This window comes from Ruegeria sp. CG8, assembly GCF_056537165.1.
In genome coordinates this window covers 285,941-310,457 of the sequence record NZ_JBQFRA010000004.1, presented here as the reverse complement: position 1 = coordinate 310,457, position 24,517 = coordinate 285,941, and the positions used below count along the sequence as shown (strand labels likewise).

Annotated in this window: 19 protein-coding genes; 4 read left to right on the top strand and 15 right to left on the bottom strand. The window is 58.2% G+C overall.

The window, feature by feature from the left end; all coding sequences use genetic code 11:
• The first annotated feature begins 10 nt into the window (after positions 1-10).
• Positions 11-1,120, top strand: a complete 1,110-nt coding sequence (locus ACR0EF_RS14450) for a transporter substrate-binding domain-containing protein (RefSeq protein ID WP_170365726.1) — start codon at positions 11-13, stop codon at positions 1,118-1,120.
• Positions 1,121-1,170: 50 nt separating this feature from the next.
• On the opposite strand, the gene ACR0EF_RS14445 is transcribed toward ACR0EF_RS14450, so the two are convergent.
• Together ACR0EF_RS14445 and ACR0EF_RS14440 are read right to left on the bottom strand one after the other, a co-directional pair.
• Complete coding sequence (locus ACR0EF_RS14445; protein ID WP_170371825.1) at positions 1,171-2,034, bottom strand: polysaccharide deacetylase family protein; 864 nt, start codon at positions 2,032-2,034, stop codon at positions 1,171-1,173.
• Positions 2,031-3,806 (bottom strand): carbamoyltransferase family protein, encoded by a 1,776-nt coding sequence (locus ACR0EF_RS14440; protein WP_302476751.1) that lies wholly within the window; start codon positions 3,804-3,806, stop codon positions 2,031-2,033. The genes ACR0EF_RS14445 and ACR0EF_RS14440 overlap by 4 nt, the downstream gene beginning before the upstream one ends.
• 476 nt (positions 3,807-4,282) lie before the next feature.
• On the opposite strand from ACR0EF_RS14440, the gene ACR0EF_RS14435 reads away from it, so the two are divergent.
• Positions 4,283-5,860 carry a carbamoyltransferase C-terminal domain-containing protein gene (locus tag ACR0EF_RS14435; protein WP_170372641.1) on the top strand — a complete coding sequence of 526 codons (1,578 nt, stop codon included), beginning with the start codon at positions 4,283-4,285 and terminating at the stop codon, positions 5,858-5,860.
• Between the two features lie 12 nt (positions 5,861-5,872).
• Here ACR0EF_RS14435 and ACR0EF_RS14430 read toward each other — a convergent pair whose 3' ends face one another.
• Positions 5,873-7,033, bottom strand: coding sequence for a glycosyltransferase (locus ACR0EF_RS14430; protein ID WP_170371831.1), 1,161 nt, complete (start codon positions 7,031-7,033; stop codon positions 5,873-5,875).
• A gap of 64 nt (positions 7,034-7,097) precedes the next feature.
• Positions 7,098-8,357, bottom strand: coding sequence for an oligosaccharide flippase family protein (locus tag ACR0EF_RS14425; protein ID WP_170372642.1), 1,260 nt, complete (start codon positions 8,355-8,357; stop codon positions 7,098-7,100).
• 7 nt (positions 8,358-8,364) lie between these two features.
• Here ACR0EF_RS14425 and ACR0EF_RS14420 point away from each other — a divergent pair, with 7 nt between their 5' ends.
• Together ACR0EF_RS14420 and ACR0EF_RS14415 are read left to right on the top strand one after the other, a co-directional pair.
• Entirely contained in the window at positions 8,365-8,628 is a 264-nt protein-coding gene (locus tag ACR0EF_RS14420) for a hypothetical protein (RefSeq protein WP_170372643.1), read from the top strand.
• 135 nt (positions 8,629-8,763) lie between these two features.
• Positions 8,764-9,717 carry a sulfotransferase gene (locus ACR0EF_RS14415; RefSeq protein ID WP_170371835.1) on the top strand — a complete coding sequence of 318 codons (954 nt, stop codon included), beginning with the start codon at positions 8,764-8,766 and terminating at the stop codon, positions 9,715-9,717.
• 231 nt (positions 9,718-9,948) lie between these two features.
• On the opposite strand, the gene ACR0EF_RS14410 is transcribed toward ACR0EF_RS14415, so the two are convergent.
• From ACR0EF_RS14410 to ACR0EF_RS14360, 11 genes are all read right to left on the bottom strand, one after another.
• Positions 9,949-11,142, bottom strand: coding sequence for a glycosyltransferase family 4 protein (locus ACR0EF_RS14410; protein WP_217353690.1), 1,194 nt, complete (start codon positions 11,140-11,142; stop codon positions 9,949-9,951).
• Between the two features lie 51 nt (positions 11,143-11,193).
• Positions 11,194-12,327: a glycosyltransferase family 4 protein gene (locus ACR0EF_RS14405; RefSeq protein WP_170372645.1), complete on the bottom strand. Its 1,134-nt coding sequence runs from the start codon at positions 12,325-12,327 to the stop codon at positions 11,194-11,196.
• Positions 12,324-13,325, bottom strand: a complete 1,002-nt coding sequence (locus ACR0EF_RS14400; protein ID WP_170371839.1) for a glycosyltransferase family 2 protein — start codon at positions 13,323-13,325, stop codon at positions 12,324-12,326. The genes ACR0EF_RS14405 and ACR0EF_RS14400 overlap by 4 nt, the downstream gene beginning before the upstream one ends.
• Complete coding sequence (locus ACR0EF_RS14395; RefSeq protein ID WP_170371841.1) at positions 13,322-14,275, bottom strand: NAD-dependent epimerase/dehydratase family protein; 954 nt, start codon at positions 14,273-14,275, stop codon at positions 13,322-13,324. Before ACR0EF_RS14395 ends, ACR0EF_RS14400 begins: the two co-directional genes overlap by 4 nt.
• 215 nt (positions 14,276-14,490) lie before the next feature.
• Complete coding sequence (locus tag ACR0EF_RS14390) at positions 14,491-15,705, bottom strand: DegT/DnrJ/EryC1/StrS family aminotransferase (protein WP_170372647.1); 1,215 nt, start codon at positions 15,703-15,705, stop codon at positions 14,491-14,493.
• Positions 15,706-15,724: 19 nt separating this feature from the next.
• A complete protein-coding gene (gene rfbG, locus ACR0EF_RS14385; protein ID WP_170372649.1) occupies positions 15,725-16,852 on the bottom strand; it encodes a CDP-glucose 4,6-dehydratase in 1,128 nt (375 codons plus the stop codon).
• A gap of 7 nt (positions 16,853-16,859) precedes the next feature.
• Positions 16,860-17,669, bottom strand: a complete 810-nt coding sequence (gene rfbF, locus ACR0EF_RS14380) for a glucose-1-phosphate cytidylyltransferase (protein WP_170371847.1) — start codon at positions 17,667-17,669, stop codon at positions 16,860-16,862.
• 107 nt (positions 17,670-17,776) lie between these two features.
• Positions 17,777-19,399: a hypothetical protein gene (locus ACR0EF_RS14375; RefSeq protein ID WP_170372651.1), complete on the bottom strand. Its 1,623-nt coding sequence runs from the start codon at positions 19,397-19,399 to the stop codon at positions 17,777-17,779.
• 137 nt (positions 19,400-19,536) lie between these two features.
• Complete coding sequence (locus ACR0EF_RS14370) at positions 19,537-21,660, bottom strand: polysaccharide biosynthesis protein (RefSeq protein ID WP_170372653.1); 2,124 nt, start codon at positions 21,658-21,660, stop codon at positions 19,537-19,539.
• 474 nt (positions 21,661-22,134) lie between these two features.
• The gene (locus ACR0EF_RS14365; RefSeq protein WP_170341719.1) at positions 22,135-23,001 is read right to left on the bottom strand and encodes a sulfotransferase family protein; all 867 of its coding nucleotides are present in this window, start codon (positions 22,999-23,001) and stop codon (positions 22,135-22,137) included.
• 66 nt (positions 23,002-23,067) lie between these two features.
• Entirely contained in the window at positions 23,068-24,288 is a 1,221-nt protein-coding gene (locus ACR0EF_RS14360) for a polysaccharide biosynthesis/export family protein (protein WP_170372655.1), read from the bottom strand.
• Positions 24,289-24,517: the final 229 nt, after the last annotated feature.

The following is a 24,517-nucleotide window of genomic DNA, read 5'->3' as shown; positions in this document are numbered from 1 at the left end:
GGAAGTGGACATGTTTGAAATCAATCTGAAGAAACTGGTGGCGGCAGCCACCGCAGCAACCGCCCTCAGCGCCGGCGCCGCCGCCGCTCAGGAGGCCTGTACCAACTATACGGTTCAGGACGGTGACACGATGGCAACCATCGCCATCGCGGCCTACGGCACATCGAACTACCAGCCGATCTTCAACGCAAACCGCAACGTCATCACCAACCCGAACTCGCTTGAGCCGGGCATCGTTCTGGCCCTGCCCTGTGAAGACGGCAGCCTGCCGAATGGCCGCAGCGCGCAGGAAATCATCGCCGCGGAAGAGCAGCGCGCTGCAAGCGTGAAACGCTCGAGCGTCTATGAGCCGCCGATCAAACTGGTCACGGGTAACGGCTGGGCGCCCTTCGCAGATGAATCGCTGAATGGCGGTGGTATCATCCCGCGTCTGGCAACCACCTCGTTGCAGCGGGGCGGCAACGCCCGCGACTATTCGGTCAGCTTTGTTGACGACTGGAACTCGCACCTGGAAACCCTTCTGCCGCTGGGCGCGTTCGACGTGTCGATGGCATGGAACATGCCGGACTGCACCAACCGCAGCTACGAATGGTCCTGGGAAACCGAGGTGCGCTGCACGCAGTTCGACTCGTCGGTCCCGGTCTATGACATCGTGGTCGGTTTCTACACCCTGCCCGAAAGCCAGTTTGCCAATGCGACCACTTTTGACGAGCTAAAAGGGTCGACCATCTGCCGCATGGACGGCTGGTTCATCCACGATCTGGAACAGCAAGGTCTGATCAATGGCGACACCATCACCTTGATGCAGCCTATCACCGCGCGGGAATGCCTGGATGCCGTTCTGACCGGCACTGCAGATGTTGCAACCTTCGAGGTTCAGCTGTTCTCGGACACCATGGTTGAAATGGGTCTGAACCAGAACGACCTGATCGAGAACCCCTTCGTGACCTCGCTGTCGTCGCTGCGTTTCATTGCGCACCGTTCGAACCCGTTCGGCAAGCAGTACCTGGCCATGCTGAACAAGGGCCTGAACGAAATGCGTGAATCCGGCGAATGGTACGCGATCGTTTCGGACTCGCTGCGCGAGCACAACGACAAACTGATGGCCGCGTCGAACTGATCCCTCGGTTCCGCGAATGACTGGGGCTGGTCGACTGACCGGCCCCTTTTTTATTCTCCGATCAACTGATCCAGCCGACCCGCAAGGCCGCCTGCGGGTATCAAACCCTCGACCTTGCGCAGAAGTCGCGCGCCGCCAAAGTTCAGCCACTGTGACTGCCGCAACGCCCAGTAAGCGGCTTTGGCAGATCCCAAGGCCGCGAGCTCGTCCCTTGAAACCATGAATGACTGAGGTTCCACGATCTCGTAGGGATGCAGATAGACTTGCGGCGGGATGCTGGCCTGTTCGGACCGTTCGATCAGTTTCCTCGCCAGATCCGAAGTCATGAACTTCAGATAGCTGCCTCCCAGACGCACCATCGGCCCCTTGACCGCCAATGGCGTCATGAACAACGGCAAGATCCGGAGCGTGGTCAGCCCCATTTCCCGGGAAAACCGATCACATTCCTGCGCCGAGGCGAAGAATGACGAACAGTCGTAGTCGAAATGACGTTCAATCAGGCGGTACTGTTCAGGCGTTGCGCGGTTCAATCGAAAGCGCGGGGCGCGAAACCCTCGAACAGAGGTGTTCCCGGCCTCTTCCAAAGCATGCCGCGCCTGACCCAGCATACGATCTATGGTTTCCGCAGACTGCAGGTCCATGCTGTCATGAAAATAGTAATGGCAGGCAACCTCGTGGCCCCGTTTTGCGATTTCGGCCACCAGATCAGGCGCGTCGCGTGCCACGACCCCCGTGCAGAAGAACGTTGCGGCGCAACTCGTCGATCCGCCATGTGAGCGAAGGAAGCCATCAATGGTTTCAAAGCTTTGCCACAGCTCTTCAACTCTGAGGGGTCCGGTTTCCCAGACCCCCAGAAGTCGTTTCAGATCATGCGCAAAGTCTTCGAAATCGACGCTGAGAAACAGCCGGGTCACGCGACAGCTTGGGCCCGGGCGCTGTCATCCTTCAGCGCTTCGCGCAGCACGACGTAGTCACCGATCACCAACGCATCCACTCCGGATGCCGCAAATGTCGCGCAAGCATCCAGAGGCGAATAGACGATGGGCTCCTGGATATTGAACGAGGTGTTCAACAACACAGGCACTCCGGTCTTTTCGCCAAACCGGGTCAACAAGGCGTGGTACAGCGGGTTCGCCGACTGCGACACCGTATGTACGCGTGCCGTTTGGTCAGTATGGGTGATCGCCGGAATGTCTGCCGCCCGATCATCACGCACACGAGCAACGATGTTCATGTATGGGCTGGTCTGATCGATCTCGAAAAAGGTCGAGGCCGCCTCCTCTGCAACGCTGGGCGCAAAGGGCCGGAAATGCTCACGTTTCTTGATCTTGACGTTCAGATCGTCGCGAATGCTGTCCTTGCGTGGGTCTGCAAGGAAGGATCGGGCACCCAGGGCACGCGGGCCAAACTCTGCCCGCCCCTGGAACCAGGCGATGATCTTGCCCTCGGCCAGCAGGTCGGACACACGGTCCAGAAACTGATCGACAGGCAGGGCCTGCTGCGGTTCCGCACAAAACTGATCCAAGGCAGCGGTGATGTCGGCATCCGCCCAATCGGCACCCTGATAAGGGCTGCGGACCGAGGGCAAATCGACCTGCTCGCTCGGAATGCAGGCCAGCGCTGCGCCAACTGCACAGCCAGCATCATGTGGAGCCGGTGGAATGATGACCTCGTCAAACGTGCCATCCGCGATCAGCGTTCCATTCGCCGTGACATTCAACGCGCAGCCGCCGGAAATTACCAATTTGCGCAGGTCCGGATTGGCTTTGCGGACCGGTTCCAAAATATGGTGCAGGGCTGCCTCGAACGCTGCTTGCACGGATGCCGCCAGGTCCACGTGGCGTTCGTTCGGCGCAGTGCCAGGCTCGCGCCGGGTGCCGAACAGTTCTTCCATACGTGGATGGAACTCACCGCGCAGGGCTGAGTGATAGTCGCACAGCGCGGTGTTCACGCGGTAACCGCCGTCTTCGTCCAGGATCAGAATTTCGCGCAGGATGGCGTCGCGATAGATGGGTTTGCCATACGGCGCCAAGCCCATCATCTTGTATTCACCTTCCAGCATCTTGAAGCCAAGAAAACCGGTGAAGGTCGAGTAGAAATGACCCAGCGAGTTTGGCCAGCGATGATCCGCCAGACCTTCCCGCTTGCCGTTCCGCACAACTGACACGATGGTCGAGCTTTCCTCGCCTCCACCGTCATAGGACAGGGAAACGAAGCTGTCCCAGTCACGCATCGCCTCGGCGTACAGTTGATGGGTCAGATGGTGGTTGATGTAGTGCAACTTGAAATCAGCCGGACCATGCACAGCCGTCAGGATCTTGCGGATGCGGAACAGGTCCATCCAGCCGCTGTCCTGTGACTCGTCCGACGAGGCATCTGACACGAACAGTGCCCCGATCCGCGCCGTTACGCTTTTGGCGGCTGAGGGTCGCTGCAAAATCTTGCGCATCGTGCCCATACCTCGGCCGACCATACGCCACGGCTGCCAATAGACCGCAACCTCGTCGATGTCCGAGAACTTCAGCCCGGCAATGCGCAGAACTTCGGCGATCGACTGATGGGGAAATGCCCCGTCATTCTTGACCCGCGTCAGCCGCTCTTCTTCGATTGCGGCAACCAGCTTGCCGTCCTTGAACAGCGCAGCGGCGCTGTTGCTCATTGTAGCCAAACCCAAAATTACTGACATAACCTAAAACACCCTTGGCCAAAAAACTTGCCTGATAACGCGGCCACGTTAACGGTCAGAGGCTGGTAGGTGCAACCCGGATGAAGGTGCTGCTCGATCAAATTTCAGCCTTTCACGGCCACCCGGAAGCCATGCAAGTGTGATTCACCGGACTTGTCAGCCTGTTGCAAAGGTCTGGTGCCGGGCACTGCGCAGGGTACGCAACACCCACCCAGTGAACAATCGTGCCAAAAGTGCTCTTTCGTTCACGAATAGCCACTGCGTTAAGCCCGACGGCAGCCGGTTGCGAACTTGGGTTCCCCCAAACACCGAGCTTCTGCTAGGCTTAATCGTGGCATTTGTTTTGGTATTCGTGGAATGGATTTGCGGTTAATTCGATCCGTCAGCGCCCCGGCATTTTTGACCCGACGGACTGTCACATCTGTTTGCGAGGCACCTGGTCTTTGGACCGTGATGTGTCGAAGGAAGGGCTATTCATGAAAATCCTGTCTTTCAAATCTGGACATGACGGCACAGTTGCGGGTGTCGATAGCACCGACGGGCGTCTGCTGTTTTCCTACGAGGCGGAAAAGAACAGCTTCCCCCGGTTTACGCCGGTTACGCCCGACACGTTCATTGACGCGGGTCTATGGTTCAAAGATTTGCCTGATGTTCTGGCCCTCAGCGGGTGGTCAAGCAACGGGGCCGACCACGTTACAACTTCGGGGGCCGGATACTTCGGCATCGGCGCGGGGTCTGAAACAGTTGGCAAACGAACCTTTTTTGGCAAGTCGGTCGATTATTACTCTTCAACTCACGAACGGGCGCATATCTGGTGCAGCTATGCCATCTCCCCCTTTCGTCAGGGCGAGCCCTGTTATGTACTTCTGTGGGAAGGCGCATTGGGAGATTTCTACGAGATCGACAGCGACCTGACCATTCATCACCGAGGGCAGGTGATGACGGCCCCAGGCACACGCTTTGCGTTTCTCAATGCCCTCGCCGACCCCGACTTTCCGGTCACGGGCAACTCACCCCGGCCACAGGATCCCGGCCGCCTGATGGCAGCCTGCGCATTTGGCGAAGACGGTCCACCAGATGCGGATGAGACGGAACTGATCAACCGGGTGCTTTCCTCGGACCTGGGCGGCGACGCACTTCGCAAAAGCGATTATGTGAATTCACCCTTCTTCAACATTGGAACGGACAGCCAAAAGCTGAAGAACATGGCCACCAAGTTGTCCAAAGCGATATTCCAGAAGTTTCGCGACTATGCGGAACAGAACCTGCCTGAAAAGCATCCGCTGCTGATCGCCGGCGGGTGTGGCCTGAATGGACACTGGAATACCGCGTGGAAGCAAAGCGGGCTGTTCCGTGAGGTCTTCGTACCGCCGACGACCGGCGACTCGGGATGTGCTATCGGAACCGCCGTGGACGCGATGCGCCACTATACCGGCCAAGCCAAACTGGAATGGTCGGTCTATTCCGGCCAGTCCTTCTGCGACGACCGCATCGACACGCAGGGCATGACCGCAACCGAACTGAACCTAAACACGATCGCCAAAGACCTGCTGGACGGAAAGATCATTGGCTGGACCCGCGGCAATTGCGAGATTGGGCCGCGCGCTTTGGGAAACCGGTCGATCCTAACCGCGCCGTTTTCCCCGGAGACACGTACGCGACTGAACCGGATCAAGGGACGGGCCAGCAACAGTCCAGTGGCGCCGTCTTGCCTGGAAGAGGATGCTGCACTGCACTTCGACATCAGCGCGCCCTCGCCATACATGATGGACTTTTACCGCGTTACCAATCCGGACCTGGCCGCAGTAACCCATGTCGACGGTTCGGCGCGGGTACAGACAGTCAACCGCAACCAGAACCCCTATTTTTACGACCTTCTGGCCGCGTTCAAGGCGGTGTCGGGGGTGGGCGTGCTCTGCAACACCTCGCTCAATTTCAAGAACTCCGGCTTCATTAATACAACTCGGGATCTGGCACATTATGCCCGCCACGTCGGGTTGGATGGATTCGTCGCGGGCAATACCTATTACACATTCGACAACCCGCGCTGTTGACCGAACAAGCTATCAAGCGAGCAACCGATCATAGATCTCGCAAACCCCGTTCACATGAATATCCAAGCCGAAATTTGCACGGGCATAGTTCTTTGACGCTTGTGAAATCTCCTCGAACAACGCTCTGTCCTGATGCAACTTGCGCACAGGTTCCACGAATGCCTGAGGGTCGTCCGGGTCGACCAGCACACCGGTTTCCCAGTCCGTGATCGCTTCGATGTTGCCGCCGTGACGGGTCGCGATGACTGGAGTTCCCAAATACATCGCTTCGATCAACGTACGGCCAAACGGTTCGTCCAGAGCGGTCACCAGATTGGCATCCATTGCAGCCATGTACCCATCGATCGGCTGTCGGAAACCCATCATATGGATATGCTCGCTGATCCCCGCCTCATTTGCGATGCGAAGGCAGGTCTGGCGCAACGGTTCGTCCCGCTCGGCCGCGCTGCCGAACAGAAGACCATGCACCGGAGTGTCGGGCATCGCATTTTGCACAGCCGCGATGACCCTTACAAAATGGTCGGGACGCTTGCGCGTGACGAAGTTTCCGAAATACCCGAGAAGCAGCGCGTCATCGGGCAATCCCATCTCGGCGATTACGGCTGCTCGGGCTTCGGACCTATCCGGTGGGTCAGGGTTGAAATCAAATGGGCTGCGGATCACGGTGAACTTCTTGTCGACCGACCGCACCGGGTTGCTGGGCTTCGAAAAATGCGAAACGCTGATAATGTGGTCGGAAAATAGCGGCGCCAGTTTGTTGATCCCGAACGCGGTCGGATCCTGCCGGTGGTGCCAGATGTGTTTCCTGCCCGCCAGACGGGCCGGCAGCACCCAGTTGGCATGCATCCGACCTTCGTTTGTGTGAACGATGTCGGCATCGATGCGCTTTAGGACACTTGCCAGCCTCCATGCGCTAGAAGTCAGGTATCGCCCCGGGCCACAATCGCGCGGATAGCTGAGCCCGCCCGGAGACATTAGGCTGGGATCGTGCAGGATTTCGACGTCCAATCCCAGCGATCGGGCATACTCCGCCGCCGGGCCGGCCTCGTAGTGGACCAGGATATGGGGCACATACTTCGACCGGTCCAACGCCGCCGCAAGTTTCAAGGCTGACACGTGACTGCCGCCAATAACGGTGTCACCTTCGAAGGGAAATAGAATACGTCTTGGCATGGATGGTCTCAAAATACTCGTGACTCAAGGAATTTAGGGACAGGGCCGGAAGATCACCAACCCATCATGTTTCGTGTTTTCTGGCCAGATAAGACCGGATGGCGAATATGCAGCCCACCGTCCAGATCACATTGAACAACAAATGGGCCAGGGCAATCCCCTCGATCCCCATCCAATACAGCAACGGCAGAAATGAGGCCGTAAAGATCACCGTCGCAACAATCGTCGTGCGCACAAGCGCGCTGTCCAGCCCCATGCTCAGCAAGGCGGGGTTCAACACCAAGCCCCCCAGATACACGATCGCGGCATACATCAAGATCGTCATGACGGGCGCTGCGCCACGGAACTCTGGCCCGAACAGCAGAACGGCCAACTCTGGCATCTTCAGCGCCAACGGAATGGAGACCAGGATCGACACCCCGCAAACCGAGAGCGACACCAGCCGTACAAGACGCCAGAACCGGCCGAAATCGCCGACGGCCCATAGGCGGGTCATCTCGGGGTACAGGACTTGCCTGACGGGGCCGCCAATCCGAACAACATTGGCCATGATGCGCTTGCCCACCTGATAGAAGCCCACCGATGTCACGTCCAGCAAGGCGCCGACGACAAGAATGTCCAGCCGCTGAGTCGATTGCCGCAGGATCACGTTGAAATTCGAGTTCCAAAGGAACCGCAGATACCCGGGATTATGGGCAAAAGCCTGCCGCAGCGGCTGGGACAAAAACCTGTGCAAGTTGCGTTTCTTTAATTCGGCCAAAGCCAGAAAGAACGCAACCAGCCCGGTCAGGATCTGATGCATCAGCAACAAAGCCACAAATGCCCAGATGCCCAAGTCCAGCAGAAAGGCGATGATGACTCCGACAAGCCGAAGGCCGGCGATTACCATGTCCGAGATCGCCAGCACGTCGAACCGGTCGAAAATTCGAAGAACTCCAATGCCGGTTGGTCGGAGCGATAGAAACAACCCAAAGGCAACAAGCGTGATATAGGACGCGCCTTCAGGTTCAGACAGCCCGATGAACGGAGCAAACTTTGGCGCCAGCATTATCGCCACCAAACCAGCCAGCAACCCGCCAAGGCAATCGGTCACCACAGACATCTTGATCAATTGTCGGAATCTGTTCGGATCCTCTTCGATCAGAGCCTCGCTGCCGTACTTGATGGTTGCCTGCCATGGCTCGAGCCGGAACAACCTGTCCATCACCTGAATGTACGCGTCCACCAGCGCCAGAATCCCAACCGCAGCCGGCCCGATTGCGCGAGCCGTAAAGATGAGGCTGGCCAAACCGAACAGACCAACCAAAATCTGCGACAAAAACATCCATGACATGTTCTTGGCCAGCCGCTTCAACAGCGGCTTCGAGCTTGGCTCACTCATCGGTTCACGCGAAACCACGCGGCGCTATCCACGCAGTGTTCAGGAAGCGGGTCATCAATTCACCCATGCACTCGGTACAATTCAATACGTTTCCAAAATTTGTGGCGGGTTAAGTCATGTTTCCGGTTGTTTCCGTTCCTATCATTTAGTTGTCTTGGATTATATCGTTTTACGAAAGCGCAGTTTGCCGATTGAATCCAGTACTGATTGTTGAAAGGGCTTTTGAAGTTGCGACAGAAACCAATTCTTGTTCGGAACACCTGTCGGTGTGCCAACCGGTCCGGCTCGGATGCCGACCGCGCCCGAAGCCAGACCGAAAATACTCGGTCCGAAGGCTGAATACCCCGTCATGACCCGTGCACCCGTTCTTGTCCATATCGGCTATCACAAAACCGCTACGTCGTCCCTGCAACAGCAGCTGTTCTCGGCGCCGGACGCACCGTTCGCGACTCCGCATGGCGATCGCAAATACATTCTTTCAAACCGGATCGTACTGCCGCAGCCGATGACCTATGATCCCGGAGAAACTCGCGAGATGTACGAGAGTTTCCTGAAAAAATCGCAGGATAACGGGCAGGTTCCGGTGTTCTCTCACGAGAGATTCTCGGGTTACCCCGCCAGCGGCGGGTTCGACAGCACCATCATTGCCGACCGTCTGAAACGCACTTTTCCCGACGCCTACATCCTGGTCGTATTCCGCGAGCAACTGTCGTCGATCCTGTCGATGTACAGCCAGTACATCACCGATGGCGGCCACGGATCGCTGAAGACATATCTGTCCGAACCTGAACCGAACCTGCGACGCGCGCCGATGTTCTCGGAGGAGTTCTACCGGTACCACCGCTTGTTCAAATTCTACCAGGACAAGTTCGGCAAGGATCGTGTGCTTGGATTGGCCTACGAACAGTTCATTTCCGAGCCGGATTCTTTTGTGGAAACCCTGTGCAATTTCGTCGGCGTCGAGCACAAGAAGCGCGAATTTGAAGTCACGAACGAGAAGAGATCGGAGTGTTTTCAGATTCTGCAGCGATTTGTTAATTTCACACTCAGCGACAACCAACTGAGCAAGGGCGCATTGTTGCCATTTCCGAACGCAACGCGCAGATTCGGAAAATTGAACCGACCGATCGGGCGCATCTTTCCCGACAAGCTGGATCAGATGCTCAAAAACCGGCTGATCGGCAAAATTCAGTCCCGATTTGACGGTGCCTTTGCTGACTCCAACGCTGAACTCCAATCCTTGACTGGCCTCGATTTAGGTCAGTTCGGGTATCAGCTGCCTTCGACCATAACCGCAGTCTGAACTGCGCTTTTCTGCCCCCCAAAAAAACAAAATGACCAGCACCCCATATGCTGGTCATTTGTCGAGTGAGTGGTCGGGCCGACGGCCCCACCGGTCGAATTTCGTTGTTGAAATAAGGTTAGCCAGTCTCAGGCGGCCTGGGAATTAGGGGTTTCCCGTAGTTTCTGCGAATTCTCTCAAATATTCCCGTTTATCATTAAATAACAAATGCTTGGCAGAGCCACCCAACCCTCAATTTGCCTTATCCTCTCGGGTATTGGCCGAAAATCCCATCTTGCCGAGAAGGATCGAATTGATCCGACGGACGTCGAACGAATCCTCGGCACGTTTCCGCGATGCCTGACCCATTCGGGCCACCAGATCAGGACTCTCGACAAACGAGGCCATGGCGCGGCTCAGGGCCTCGGGGTTCCGGACCGGCACGACGTAGCCAGTCTCGCCGCTGATGACCGGATCAGCGCAACCCGGCGCATCCGACGTGATGACAGCCCGCCCCGCGGACATCGCCTCGAGAATCGTGCGCGGTACCCCTTCGCGGTAGGCCGACGGCAGCACAAAGACCGAACACGCCGTCAGATAGGGCCGGACGTCCGAAGTTTCTCCCAAGTATTCGATCACGCCTTCGCGCGTCCATTCGTCGATCTCGCTTTGGCCGATGGAATCCGGGTTGGCGTCCATCGGACCAAGCAATTGGCATCTTGCTTGGGGGTGCGTTTCTTTCAGTAAACGGGCAGCCTGAACGAAATCAAACACGCCCTTCTCGCGCAGCAGGCGCGAGATCATCAGAAATACAGGCGGCCCAGCTGGCGGATCGGTAAATCCGTAGCGATCCAGATTTACACCAGACCCGGGCACGATGCTGAGCTTGGCATCTGGTGCAACAAGGCGCCTTTCTCGGAACTCTTCGGCATCTGCGCGGTTGTAGACCAGCACCTCGTCCACACCTTTCAGCGCAATACGATACAGAACCGATGACACAGCGCGAACCGCACGCCTCCGAAAAGTCAGGCCATGGGTGCTGTAGACATAGCCCAACCCGGTGTTCATGGCATAGATCCGGTCCACTCCCGCCCATTTTGCAGCCAGGCAACCATAGATGATTGGCTTCATGGTGTAGGCAAAGACAATGTCGGGTTTGAATTCCTTAAAAACGCGCACAAGAGCACGCAGCGTGCGCATGTCCTCAACCGGGTTCATCCCGGCACGTGACAGCGGAAACTGCACGAACTCCACACCGATTTCTGCGAGCGCAGTTTCCGTCGCTTCATGGCGCTCGGGACCGCAGGCGACGACCTCAGCCCGCTCCGACAACTCCTTCAGCAGGTCATAGCGAAAATTCAGCAAAGACGCAGTCAGATTGGCGACAACCACGATCCGTGGTCGCGCCCGCGTGGGGAGGGAGACCTGCGGTTTCAACTTTTGCAACAATGCCAACTCCTGATGGCAGAGCAGGCGCTGCGGCCCGCCTGGTTTGGTTCAACTTTCCCGGCGGCAGCTGCTATGGCCATGTTCGACCCCCGCTCCAACCCTGCGATGAGCGGCATCGGCAATGATCCGGTCCCATTTCTCAAGAATACTGCCGGGAGCCAGCCAGTCCCTGTTGTGTTGGTATCCTTGACGCATCTTGTCCAGCAATTCCGGATCGTCGCTCAGCTGCAGCACTGCGCGGGCCAGTTCCTCCGTGTCTTCAGGCGCAACAAGCAATCCATTCTCACCGTGTCGGATCAATTCTCGTGGTCCGTAGGGGCAATCAAAAGACACAACCGGCAAGCCTGCGACGGTCGCCTCTGCCACCACATTGGGAAACCCCTCGAAGCGGGAGGAAAACACCAGTATGTCTGCGCCATCCATCCACGCTCCGGGTGTGTCGCTTGCGCCCGGCAGGGAGATGACGTCCTGCAGACCCAACCGGTCCCTCTGCGCCTCGAGCGCGGCACGTTCCGGGCCTTCCCCGAAAATCGTCAGGCGCGCGTCCGGGTTGTTCTGGATGATTTCCGACATTGCGTCGATCAACAGATCGAACCCCTTTTGCGGATCCAATCGCCCCACCGCGACCAGCCGATTGCCACCCGAGCCAAGGAGCGTGGCTGCACCATCGATTGGCGCACAGGGATTTGGAATGACCCGCGCCTTGCTCCGCAATGATGGCGGCAGGTCCTGGCGCACCCGCTCAGTCTGCATGACCACGGTGCTGGCTCGATGTCCAAGGATGTTTTGAGCGTGGCGCCAGACAGGGTTGGCGTTTTGCACGATCGGGTTGTTCCGCTCTGAAACGATCACCGGAACATCCCGCCCCAGGGCTGCAGCGAGCGTCAGGACATTGATTTTAGTCAGAAAGGATACCACCACGTCGGGGTTCTCGTCCCGGATGAAGCGACGAATCCGGCGCAGGCGGGCCAGCTGTTTCAGCCCCCTGAACCCGTCGTTTCCGCCTTCGGCTACCAGCAGGCTGACGCCGTCAGGGAAAGAAAAATACGACCCGTCCTCGGGCATGGTCATGCCCGCAACCGAGACCTGATCGCCAAGGCCGATCCGATGGGCTGCAAGAACCGAGACGATCTTTTCGGCACCGCCAGCTCCGAACCCACCCTGAACGATCAGTATCTTCACTGCGCCCGCTCCACCATTTGCGTGCTGTCGGCACGGTTCTGTTTCCCAGACGTGTTCAATTGTTCCACCGGGCCATTCAACTCGGTTTCGACCACGGGCTGGTTAAGGTTTTTGGCCTGCAGAAAAATCCGGCCGACATATTCCCCAAGGATGCCAAGGAACATCGCATTCAGGGTCATCGACAAGAGCAGCAGGATTGTCGTGGTTGCAAAACCTGCGGGCCAATCCTGGCCAAAGAACAGCTTGCCGACAAGGTAGCCGATCATCAACAGGAACATCGACAGCCCTACTGTAAGGCTGATCAGCGAAGCCAGGCGCAGCGGGAGCAGGGAATGGTTGATCAACCCGTCCACAGCCAGCGCCAACATCGCCCGGACCGGAAACTTGGATTCACCCGCTGTCCGGGCCGCGCGATCATATTCGAATCCGACCTGCGAAAACCCCATGCCGCTGATCAGTCCACGAACATAGGGCGAGCGGTCATCAACCCGGCGCAATTCGTCCAATATCCGCCTGTCAGTCAGACGAAACTCACCCGCGTTTCGCGGCAGATTATCGTTGCTGATCAAGTCGATCAGTGCATAGAACCCCCGCCGTGCAGCGGCAACGACAGGGCCATCGGGCAGGCTGCGGCGAATACCATAGACGACCTGATTCCCCTGCCGCCACAGATCCAACATCTGAGGGATCAACTCGGGCGGGTCCTGCATATCGCAATCGAGCTGCACCGCGCAGGCCCCGGTCGCCGACCTGTATGCTGTCAGAACCGAAGCCTGGTACCCCATGTTCCGCGCAAAGCGGATCACACGGACCCGAGGATCCTCCCCCGCGATTTCGGACAGGATTTCAAACGTCCGATCCTCGGAATGGTTGTCGGTGAAGATGATTTCAGGCTCGTACCCATCCAGTTTGTCGAACACCGCCAGCACGCGCTCATAGGCCATACGGACGTTGTCTTCCTCGTTGTAGGCGGGGATCAGAATGGAAATGACCGTCATGCGTTTTGTCCTGCCATGTTCTTCCGCGCATCCAAAGAGATGGCCCAATCGACTGTATCCCGCAGGCCGTCCTCCAACCCGATCCGCGCGGTCCAGGGATAAAGGGAATGGATAAGTCCGGGATCGTTGACCAGGTGCATCGGCTCACTTGGCGGGTCGGCATAGTCGAGCTGACCGGGTCCGGAACCGGTCAGCTCAGCCAGGATCGCGGCCGCGTCACGGACTCGAGTAGCCACTCCGGTACTGACATTCACCAGCGGAACGTCATCCCGCGGTGCATCGGCCAACATCAGAAGGGCACGCACGGCATCGCCGACATGCAGAAAATCCCGGATATCATCGGGGCGTCCGATGCGCGCGGCATCCCCGTTCAGCAACGTGCGGATCAGATACGGGACCAACTGGGGCCCGGTCTGACCCGGACCATAAGTCAGCGAAAGCCGTGCCGTCATAGCCTTGAATGGCAGGCGCGGCCGAAGCATGGTCAAGTACTTGGTCCCTGCCAGCATAGATGCCCCATAGCTGTCGCGCGGCATTTCGCATTGGGTTTCAGTGTAGGGAGAAGGAACCTCACCGTATTCGGCAATGGTTCCAAGACGGATGAATACATCCGGCGGTGCGTCGCAGGTCGCAGCGGCGCCCAACACAGCCATCAATGGCACAAGATTGTCGCTCACGCTGGCTTCGGCATCTTTGAGGCCGGGGCGCGTTACAACCCGGGTGTTTGCCGCCGCATGAAACACAACCTCTGGCCGGGACATGTCAAACACGCGGCGCAAAGCATCCCTGTCGCTCAGGTCGACACGCTGCAGTTCGACATCGGGCATTCCATCAGAGAGGAATCCGGGTCGGACCAAGGCCACGACCTGATGCCCCCTGTCCAAACAGGCTCGGAGCAGATGCTGTCCGATGAACCCTCCGGCCCCGGTGATCAGAACGCGCCTCGTCATGACAAACCGCCCCCGGCCATGTTCTGGGCCGGATTGGTGAAAACCGCGCTTTGCGGGTCACCCGTATCATGATCAGTTGTCATCAGTTTCATTCCTGCGCCCTGGCCGGTCCCTTCGATACTATGGAATTTGGGACCATTGGGATAGTTGCGCCAACACCGATCACTCCGCACCCACCAACCGCAGACGGAAAGCGGCCACTGGAAGACCTCGGATCAAGACGCCTTGCGCGGCATCCCGGTCATATACGGCTTGAGGAATTCCTGCGTCTTTTCATGCATATAGTCGATATGAGCCTGAGTCAGCCCGTGATGGCATGCCAACAGAATGCCGCCGCGCATCACGGCATCGGACACGGGATAACCTGCGGTATCCGCACGATACTCAACATCTTTCATGGCCGGCTGGCGCAAAATGTTGCCGGTAAAGACCGGCCGGGTCTGGATGTCCGCCTTCTCCAGGAAAATCTGCATCTCGCGACGGGTAAACGGAGCGCCTTCTCGCAGAGTCAGCGGAAACGCCAGCCATCCGGTGCGTGCGCCCGGCAGCTGTTCGGGCAGAATGAACCATTCCTCATATTGCGCAAAGAACGCGCGATGGGCTGCAAAGGCTTCCTCGCGGACCCGAATGTTGTTCTCAAGCTTGCCCAGTTGCACCAGGCCGAAAGCGGCGCTGATCTCGGACGGTTCAAGATTGTAGCCGAGCGCCTCAAACAGGAACTTGGCATCATATTCGATCCCATCCAGCTGAACGTTGAAGCGGTTCTCGATTGCCTCGGATTCGACGAACAGCGACGAGCTGCGGCCCCACGACCGCATCAGCAATGCCTTGCGTGCCAACTCGTCATCATTGACGCACAGCATTCCGCCATTTCCTGCGCCGTTGATGACATGGCTGCCGTAGAAGCTGGTGGTCGAAACATCCGACCAGACGCCCGTGCTGGTACCGTCGATCGTGGCACCCAATGTGTCGGCGCTGTCTTCGATGACCTTCAGGCCATGTGCGTCGGCCAGTTCCCGGATCCGACGCCAGTCCGGGAGGTTGCCAATCAACGAGGGGATCATCATCGCCGAGGTCTTGGGCGAAATCATCCGCTCGATCTGTTCGACATCTATGTTGTAGGTTCCCTCGGCCGCATCAACGAATGCGGGCACAAGCCCTTGCCGCACCAGCGGAGCGACCGTGGTGGCAAACGTCAATGCCGGGGTGATCACCTCGGATCCTTTGGGAAGATCCAGGATTTCGACGGCCAGATAGTTCGCCGAGGACCCGGAATTGACCATGATCCCATGTGCCTTCGAAAACAGCGCGGCAACTTTCTGCTGCATCTCCCGGACTTTGGGTCCCATTTGGGTGGATGTTTTCAGAACCTCGACGACGGCGTCGATCTCGTCCTGGCCGTGGACTGTCTGTCCGTAATTCACTCTCATCAAATAATCTCCTGAAAATCTACTGTGCGGCCAGCCCGGTTTGGTCGCAACCCGTGCCGGACATGAGGTCTTGGTACGCGGCGATCTGCGACTGGGTGACCTTACCCATGTCGTCGCCCGTTGCGTGGGCCTTGTACCAGTCGGTTGTCAGTTCAACGGCTTGAGACAGTTCAAGCCGAGGCCGCCAGCCCAAACGGGTCTGCGCCTTGGTGCTGTCCAACCGAAGTATGCCAGCTTCGTGGGGCGCCGTTGCGGACTCATCCGGGAACCGGAACCCGGGCGCGCCTGCCCCCCAGGCGCGCCACATCATATCCGCCAGATCCCGGACATTGACGGTGCCCGAAACGTTTGGCCCGAAATTCCATGCCCCGGCAAAACGCTGTCCGTCGCTCAGAATCTTCTGGGCCAGCAGCAAATACCCTGCGACCGGCTCCAGCACATGCTGCCATGGCCGAACGCTATCCGGGTTTCTGATGGTCACCGGCTGGCCATCATTCCATGCTCGAATGATGTCCGGTATCAACCGGTCTTCGCCCCAGTCTCCTCCGCCAAAGACATTTCCCGCCCGAACCGTCGAAAGCTGAGGGCCATTCGCGTCAGAAAAGAAAGAATGCGCATAGGACTGAGCCACAAGCTCGGTTGCCGCCTTGGAGGCACTGTACGGATCCTTCCCGCCCAAAGGGTCGTTTTCGCGATAACCCCACAGCCATTCCCGATTGTCATAACACTTGTCGCTGGTGATCACGACCACGGCCTTCAGCGATGGCATTCGACGCACGGCCTCCAGAACGTTGACCGTACCTTGGACATTGGTCGCAAATGTCTCGGCCGGTTCGCGGTAGGATTTGCGCACCAGAGGTTGCGCAGCCATGTGAAACACCACTTCGGGATCCAGACCCTCGGTCGCCCGTGCCAAGGCCGCCGGATCGCGGATATCGGCAAAGCGGCTGTCCACGGTCCGATCAAGTCCGCACGCCTGATAGAAGGAAGGCCCGGGCTCGGGCGGCAAGGCAATGCCTGTGACCTGCGCACCCAGCCGGTTCAGCCAGGTCGAAATCCACCCGCCCTTGAACCCGCTATGCCCTGTCACAAGCACCCGGCGGCCGGTGAATTGACCGCCGAAGATCTGATCGGACTGACCAGTCATTGGTTCCTCAGATCGCTATGGCGGGGTAATCAGAGGAGGGCTTGGCATCAAATTGCAGCCAAGGCGGCGTATCATCCTCGCAGAGGGCCTCCAACGCGTTGCGGTCACGGATCGTATCCATCGGATGCCAGAAACCCTCGTGGCGATAGGCCATCAGTTCACCGTCGCGGGCCATCTGAGACAGCGGCGACTGTTCCAGCGGCTCCATATCGTCGACCATGTAATCCATGACCCCCGGCTCGAATACGAAATACCCACCGTTGATCCAGGTTTCGCGGCGGCGCACCTTTTCGGTGAACGCATCCACGCGGTCGCCCTTTAACTCGATGTTGCCGAAACGCGCTGGCGGCTGAACCGCCGTGACAGTCGCCAGCTTGCCGTGCGACTTGTGAAAATCGATCAGCGCGTTGATGTCGATGCTCCCCAGGCCATCAGAATAAGTGCACATGAAGGTCTCGCCCGGATCCAGCCATTCCTTCAGACGCCGGATGCGCCCGCTTGTCATGGTATGAGCCCCGGTATCGACCACCGATACGTTCCAACCGCCGGGCGCCGAAGGCACCAGCTTGAGCTCGCCCGTATCCAGAGCGACCGAGATATTGTTGGCGATGAGGTGGTAATTCGCGAAGAACTGCTTGAGCAAAAGCGCCTTGTATCCGGCGGCTACGACGAAATCGCGGTGCCCGAAATGGCTGTAGATATCCATGACGCGCGCGATGATCGGCCGGCCGCCGATTTCGACCATCGGCTTGGGGATCGAGACTGTTTCCTCGGCCAGCCGAGACCCCAGACCGCCAGCAAGCAGTATCGTTTTCATTCGTGCCACTCCCTCAAAATACTTGTTACTAAAATCTGCATGTCTGCGTGGGCCTCACACCGGCCGCTTGACGAACCGACCACCAGAGACCGCGGATCGAATTGGGCTCATTCCGTTGCTCCCGATGGCTTCAAGTATACCACACCTTGCCCGTAGCGGTTGCCCAATCCCGAAATTTCCACGGGCTGGTAGCCGTTTGTTTCCGCATAGCGCAACAATGGCTGCTCAAGAGCCGGATCATATCCCAGCAGGAAAGCGGAGGGAGGATTGGAATCAAACACTGCCTGCAACCCGGCCGCATCCGCCATCACGTATTTCGAGGCCAAGTCAGGTTCCGTGTAAGGCGCGATCCGATAGGCAAAGGGGCCAGTAGACAGTTCGGGATAGACCGGCAGTTGCGCTTCAAGCGGATAGATCGGCATGATCGTCGCTACGGGTCCGTCCGGATGGGCACTCTCGGCAAGTGCGGTCTTCAAAGCCTCGGCACCCTGCGCCACTCGGGTGGTCGTGAAGCCGCTGGGATCGCTCACTGCTGCCAGACCAGGAACGAGGCGCGGCGCGCCAAGCACTGCCAGCAGAACGAAACCGGCCGCAAGGACCGGGGTGACCTGCGAGCGCTGCTCTGACCCGACCTTTCGGAAGACCAATGCGCCCAGCAGAGGGATCATGACCAAGGGCTGAATGTAGTACTGCGGAAACCCGGGCGAAGGTACAAAGCTGAACGCGGCTGTCACGGCGATCAGAACCAAAACCAACAGAACCGCGCCGAGCTCGGAGAGCAGCATGCCGCCCGATCTGGCCAAAACTGTCAGATAGGCAACAACGAACAGGCAAACCAGTGCCGCTCCACCCAACCAGACCGAATAGGCCAACTGAACTTTGCCCCCAAGGCCCAGAGCCAGATCGGGTTCAGAGGCGGCGTTGGCCTGCCAGTAGGCCACGTGCGGACCCGTATGGAACTTGAGGACATGCGCGATGAAAACCGCGGGATCAACGGCCATGTACCAGAACAGCGGCAAGGCCCCCAGCAGCCCACCCGCCAGCATCGGCAGGGTCACCCGTCGAACACGTTCTGCAAACGCCATATGCCCCGGCATCAGAAAAGTGGCAATCGCGACGGGCGGAATGAAAACCACCGCGCTGACTTTCATCCCCGCGGCGATCGACAGGCAGACTCCAATCAGTACAAAAACAACTGGCCGCGGATGGTCGCGCTGGGTTTCCAGCAGAAAACCCCCGACACCCCATACGACGAAGGGCAATGGTAGCAGGTTGTTGCTTGCGGCCATTCCGGCCTGGGCCAGAAGTGTTCCGTCAACCATCAAGACCGTGATGAAGAATGCCGCAAGCAGAGCCGATCCGGACAGGCGCCAGGTCACCCAACCGGTACCGCCGATCAACGCAATCCAGCCAAGAAACACACCAAGGCGCGCTGAGCCCAGCAGACCCTCCTGACCCGTGATCAAATAGAGACCGCGGAAATACCACGCCGAATCCGGAACGTGATTGTAGAAGAAGTCCTGGTACAGGCGCCATTGGCCCAACAATTCTGCCGGTGCCACGAACATCAGTTCGTCCCGACGCAAACCAAACGACATGATCCGGCCGAACAGAGCCGCCAACATCACGGCCAGCAGCCCCCCAAACAAGAGCCACAGCACCGCGCGACGACGACCAGACCCGGCCTGAGAAACGGCCCGGTCACGCATATGTTCGGCCTCAGCCGTCATATCCCTCTCGCTTTGCCCGTTGGGACGGGCCCGCCAAGGTCGCAAATAAACATCAACGATATGCTCCGAAGAGCCCTTTTGAAATCGTAACCCGCGGTTGAAAATGCCGCTTACTTAAATGTACTTTTGACAAAATTTTAGCGACCGGCGTTAATCGTCTCCAGGTTTTTCTGCGGTGCGAAGTTTGCAATCCGCTTGGGCGTCGGCACAGGTTTGATTTGCGGCTTGCCGGTACGCGCGGCCAGCTCTTTGCCATCGATCGGGCGCAGACCGTTTGCACCGTAACCCGGCACCAGATCCTTGAGCAGCTTTTTGACCCCAAGATCATTGCCGTCCTGAGCAGCCTGTTCCAGCTTGAGGATCAGCGCCCGCAAACGCGCGGCAGAGACGCCTTCGGGAATTGCAGAGGAAACGCCAGGAATACCGCTTTCGCGACGCTCTTCGGTCACGTCGAACAGCTCTTCGTACAGCTTTTCACCCTGACGGATACCGATGAATTTGATGTCGATGTCCTGATAGGGCTCGAGGCCGGCCAGACGGATCATGCGCTCGGCCAGGTCCACGATCTTGACCGGCCGACCCATATCCAGAACGAAAATCTCGCCGTGGCTGTCTTCAAGGTTCAGACCCCGCGCGGCGGCAACCAGTGTCAGCTGCACGGCTTCACGGATGGTCATGAAGTACCGCTCCATCTTCGAATCAGTCACCGTCAGCGGGCCACCTTCCGAGATCTGGCGCTGGAACAGCGGGATCAGCGAACCGGACGACCCCAGCACGTTACCGAACCGAACCGAGAAGAACCGGGTCTTCTCATCGGTTTCGTTTGTCACACGGTCCTGCGCCTGAACGTAGAACTCGGCCACGCGCTTGGTTGCACCCATGACGCTGGTGCTGTTCACGGCCTTGTCCGTCGAGACTTGCACCATGGCGATTGCACCCACATTGCGGGCCGCGTCCGCAACATTCCGGGTTCCGATCACGTTGGTCAGAACGCCTTCGCAAGGGTTCAGCTCAACCATCGGCACATGCTTCAGCGCAGCAGCATTGAAGACCAACTCGGGGCGATGACGTTCAAAGATCGCGTTCACGCGGGACGCATTGCGAATGTCGGCCACGTAGATCCGGCGTGCGACATCCGGGAAGTTTTGACCCAGATCCATGTCAATGGAATAGGCGTTGTATTCCGTGTTCTCGATCATCACCAGCTCGGCCGGCTCGAACGAGGCGATCTGGCGTGTCAGCTCGCTACCGATCGACCCTCCGGCGCCGGTGATCAGGACGCGGCGGCCCTTGAACATCTCGCGCAGCATCGAACGTTCGACCGCTTTCTGCGGACGGTCCAGGATGTCTTCAGGATTGACGGTCCGGATGCCGTTGCTGTCGGTGCCAAGTTCTTCGAGTCCCGCCAGACGCGATACCGGAATGCTGTTGGCTTCAGCCCAACGAGTCAGCTTGCGAATGCCATCACTTTCAAAATGGGTAACGGGCTCGGTCAATAGAACGCGCTGCGGCAGTTGGTCATAGTACTTCAGACGCTCGATGACGGCGTCTGCATCCAACAGTGATCCGATGATCTTCACATCGTGGAAATACAGGCCTTGCGTGTTCCGCGCATCATCGATGATGCCGACGGGTTCATACTTGGATTCCTGATTGTGCAAAGACCGCACGAACAGGTCGCAGCTGGCGCCGGTACCGACCAGAATAACCGGGATTTTCCCGTTGGACGCATCCGGGCAACGGCGCGCCGGATCGCTCGTCAACTCGGTGCTGCGCGCCAGAACGCGCAGGGTACCAAAGGCGGGCACCAGCAGCAGGAACTGAATGACATAGACCGCCAGCGGCACTTGCGCGGTAACCGGCAGGGCAGCGCCCAGCAATGCAAGCAAAACAACCGACAGACCCGCAGCCCGGACGATCAACGTGACATCGCGCAGCGAAGTCGACCGCGTGTGGCGTTTGTAGATGCCGGAAAGCGGCAAAACCGCCAATGCCACTAGGCAGGTCATCACCACCAACGGCAACAGAACGGACCCGAACTGTTCAGGAACGATGCCACCATTGGCCAGAACGACAGCCACGGCCACGGCTCCGGCGGATGCGAATACATCTCCGATCAGCAAGCGCCGGTTGGCGCTCATTTCGGTCAGCTTCTGTCGCAGCTTCGACTGGACGTCTCCAAAGGCGCGATCCTGTTCGATCGTGCTGTCTGCATCCGGTCCACTTTTGAGCTTAACCAACTCTTGCTCGTACATACTCATAAGAACCCCCGGCAAAAATTGCCACTTACCACTCGACTGAAATGAGACGGGCCAAACACACCCGCTCCACCACTAAAAAGCCTCAATTCCCGATCGACACCACATGGCGCCGGCCGGAAAACACATTGCTTCGCTAAAAGTCCCCCACGTGATTCCGGGCGCCTAGAAACCTCCGCCCTGAACTAAACCCCCTGTTAACTCGTCAACTCGTTACACTACGCGTGGTCTGGCCCATCACACGGTCCCGACCAAGAACCTACGTCTTCAACGCTACCACACCAACAAGGGTATCAAAATCCCCTTTCCACCACTTGGACACCATAAAATCACAGAAATGCCTTTTTTTGCAGCAGACGACCGCCGTCGCAGTTTCAATTGTTGTATCCTCAGGGCCCGATAGCCTCGGTTCATCGTGCACGCACAAAGCCCTAAGGTGCTTTTGTTTCCTGAATGGAAACCAAATTTCGCCTGCGATCATGACATAGCCTGCGATTCGCTTCTGTGAACTGCATCCGAAACCGTCCAATTCCGGCAGAGTCCCGGATTGCGGCGGGCAAGCCATTCCACGTCGGCCGCATAGAACTCGGCCATCTTCGCCTCTAACTCGGGCGACAGGGCCGGGTAGGTCACCTTTCGAGCGACAGCGTTTCGGATGGACTGTACCGGCCAGGTGTGACGTACAGGGTCCAGAACAGCTCGAACCGGCTTCAGCATACGACGCAGCGACAGTGGCACCATGGGTGTATTCTTATCTTTGACTTTCTGCTGCACCGGCGGCTCCAGCTGTCCGTCATATCCAATATGGCCGGCCACCTTCTTCAGGTTCCCATGAGGGTTCACGCGGACATCCTCATAGGCCAACAGCAGGATCTGGTCCTCTGGGAACAAGTCGTAGAACCGCTTCAGATGGTGGCCATATCGCCCATCGGACAGAAAACGCTGGTCGGCCGCGACCGCCGGATCCAGATAATCTTCGATCCTTCCCGAGACCTCGCCGCGGCGGAACAACATGCAATAGTCGGAATAGGCGCGCTGAACCGGGTCCCGCATCTGCAGGATCAACCGAGTTTCAGGGAAATGCTCCCGAATGCGTTGCGCAGCCAGGGGTTCAGTCAGGTACGAATTCGATTTTTCACCGATCAGATCTGCGCCATCGCAGTCTCCGAACTGGTCACGATACCAGTCCAATCCGTTTGCATAATTCCGAGAAAAGAAATGCAACTCGGGCCCCGGCATATGGATGGCCGGCGTCTGCATCAGCGACTTTTGCAACCAGGTGGTTGCACATTTCGCGGCACCGAAAATCAGAAAGTCGACCGGACGACCGTCAGGGAGAGACATGGGAATACTCGTGACCTTGCGAACAGACTATTAAAAACAAACCCGGCAAACCCCGCGCCGGAAAACTCAATTCGACGTGACAATGGTTCTTCGTACGACTTCTATGGTGTCCCCGGGCTGAACCGCCTCGGTCCTGTCCATCTTGCGTGGCGCCGTGCCACCTGCCCGTGTGACGATATAGTCAATCACAACTTCACTGGCGATATCATCGTCGCTGAGCAAACCAGCGGCAGCCAGTTCTCCGTGCAGGCTTGCCGCGGTATCAAGACGCGTCCGAAGCGAGGCCAACTCGCGTTCGACCGCGTTCAACTGGACCAGAGCATCCGAGCGCGCCTTGTCATCCAGTTCCAACTCGTCGCGCTCGGCGCGGTTCAGCTCCTGACGAGCCAGCATCAGCGCAACCTCCTGATCCAGACGCTTGGATTCCAGATCGTTCAGAAGATTGGTCATGGTCGTCACCCGGTTCGATACGGTCAGACCCTTTTCCTTGAGCTGGTTCAGGTTCTCCAACTCCCGGCTGACATTCTCGATCTGGGTTTTGCGAAGCTCCAATTGGATGGTCAGGCTCGAGATCTGCTCTTTGAGCATCTCCTGCAGATCCCGAATTCGTTCACCCAAACCCTCGCGGGCGTTCATTGTCGCCTCGAGGATTTCACCCTCGAGCCCTCCGGGAGCGTCAGGCGCCGCGTCGGTGCCGGTCTCAATCCCTTCTTCCTGCAGGCTCGCAAGGTCAGCTTTCAGCCGCTGCCTCTCATCTTCCAACTCATCGATCTGAGTGGAGAGCAGCCGCATTTCGCCGCCCATCCGCATGATCTGAAAATCATTGTTTGCCCCAAACTGGATCGGAGGACGGATCGGACCACCTGCAAGGGCCAGAACCTGCTGGGCAGTCATCCCGGGATGGTAGGCATAAGCGCCCGGCGAATTGACGTCTCCAAGAACAAAGACCGGAAGATGGCTGATCACTTCAAGCGCGACCTTGGGCGGCTCGGCCATGCCGGTCTGGCTGCTCAGCTCAAGCTCCAACATCTGCGACAGTTCCAGCGTGGTCAGCCCGGCCGCCTCAACCTGTCCCACCAGCGGAAACATCAGCGTTCCGTCACCGGCCAGAGCGAACTCGCCGGACACGCCATCCCAAATCATGTAACTTGCGGACAATGGGTCCCAACGCATGGCACGAACCGACAGGCGATCCTGCGGCAGCAGGCGATAGCTTTCGGCCAGGGCCGGCAGAGCGGCCAGCGCAAACAACAGCGTCGCCAGAATTACTCGAAAGAAGCTGCGCAAAACCTTGCCTCCCAACTCTTAAACACCAACAAGCCGGGCGTGGGTGCCGGGCACGATACTCAAATCTCGAAAACACAAACCGCACCCACAGCGCAAGTCGGTCGTCAAAAGCAATTTCGGTCATCGGCGGGACAGAAACGATCCCGCTCGGCAAATCATAGGCGCTTGGCCTCAGGCTGACAAGCAAAGCCAATGGCGCGTCGCCTTTGGCGCTGGCTTTCCTGTCGAC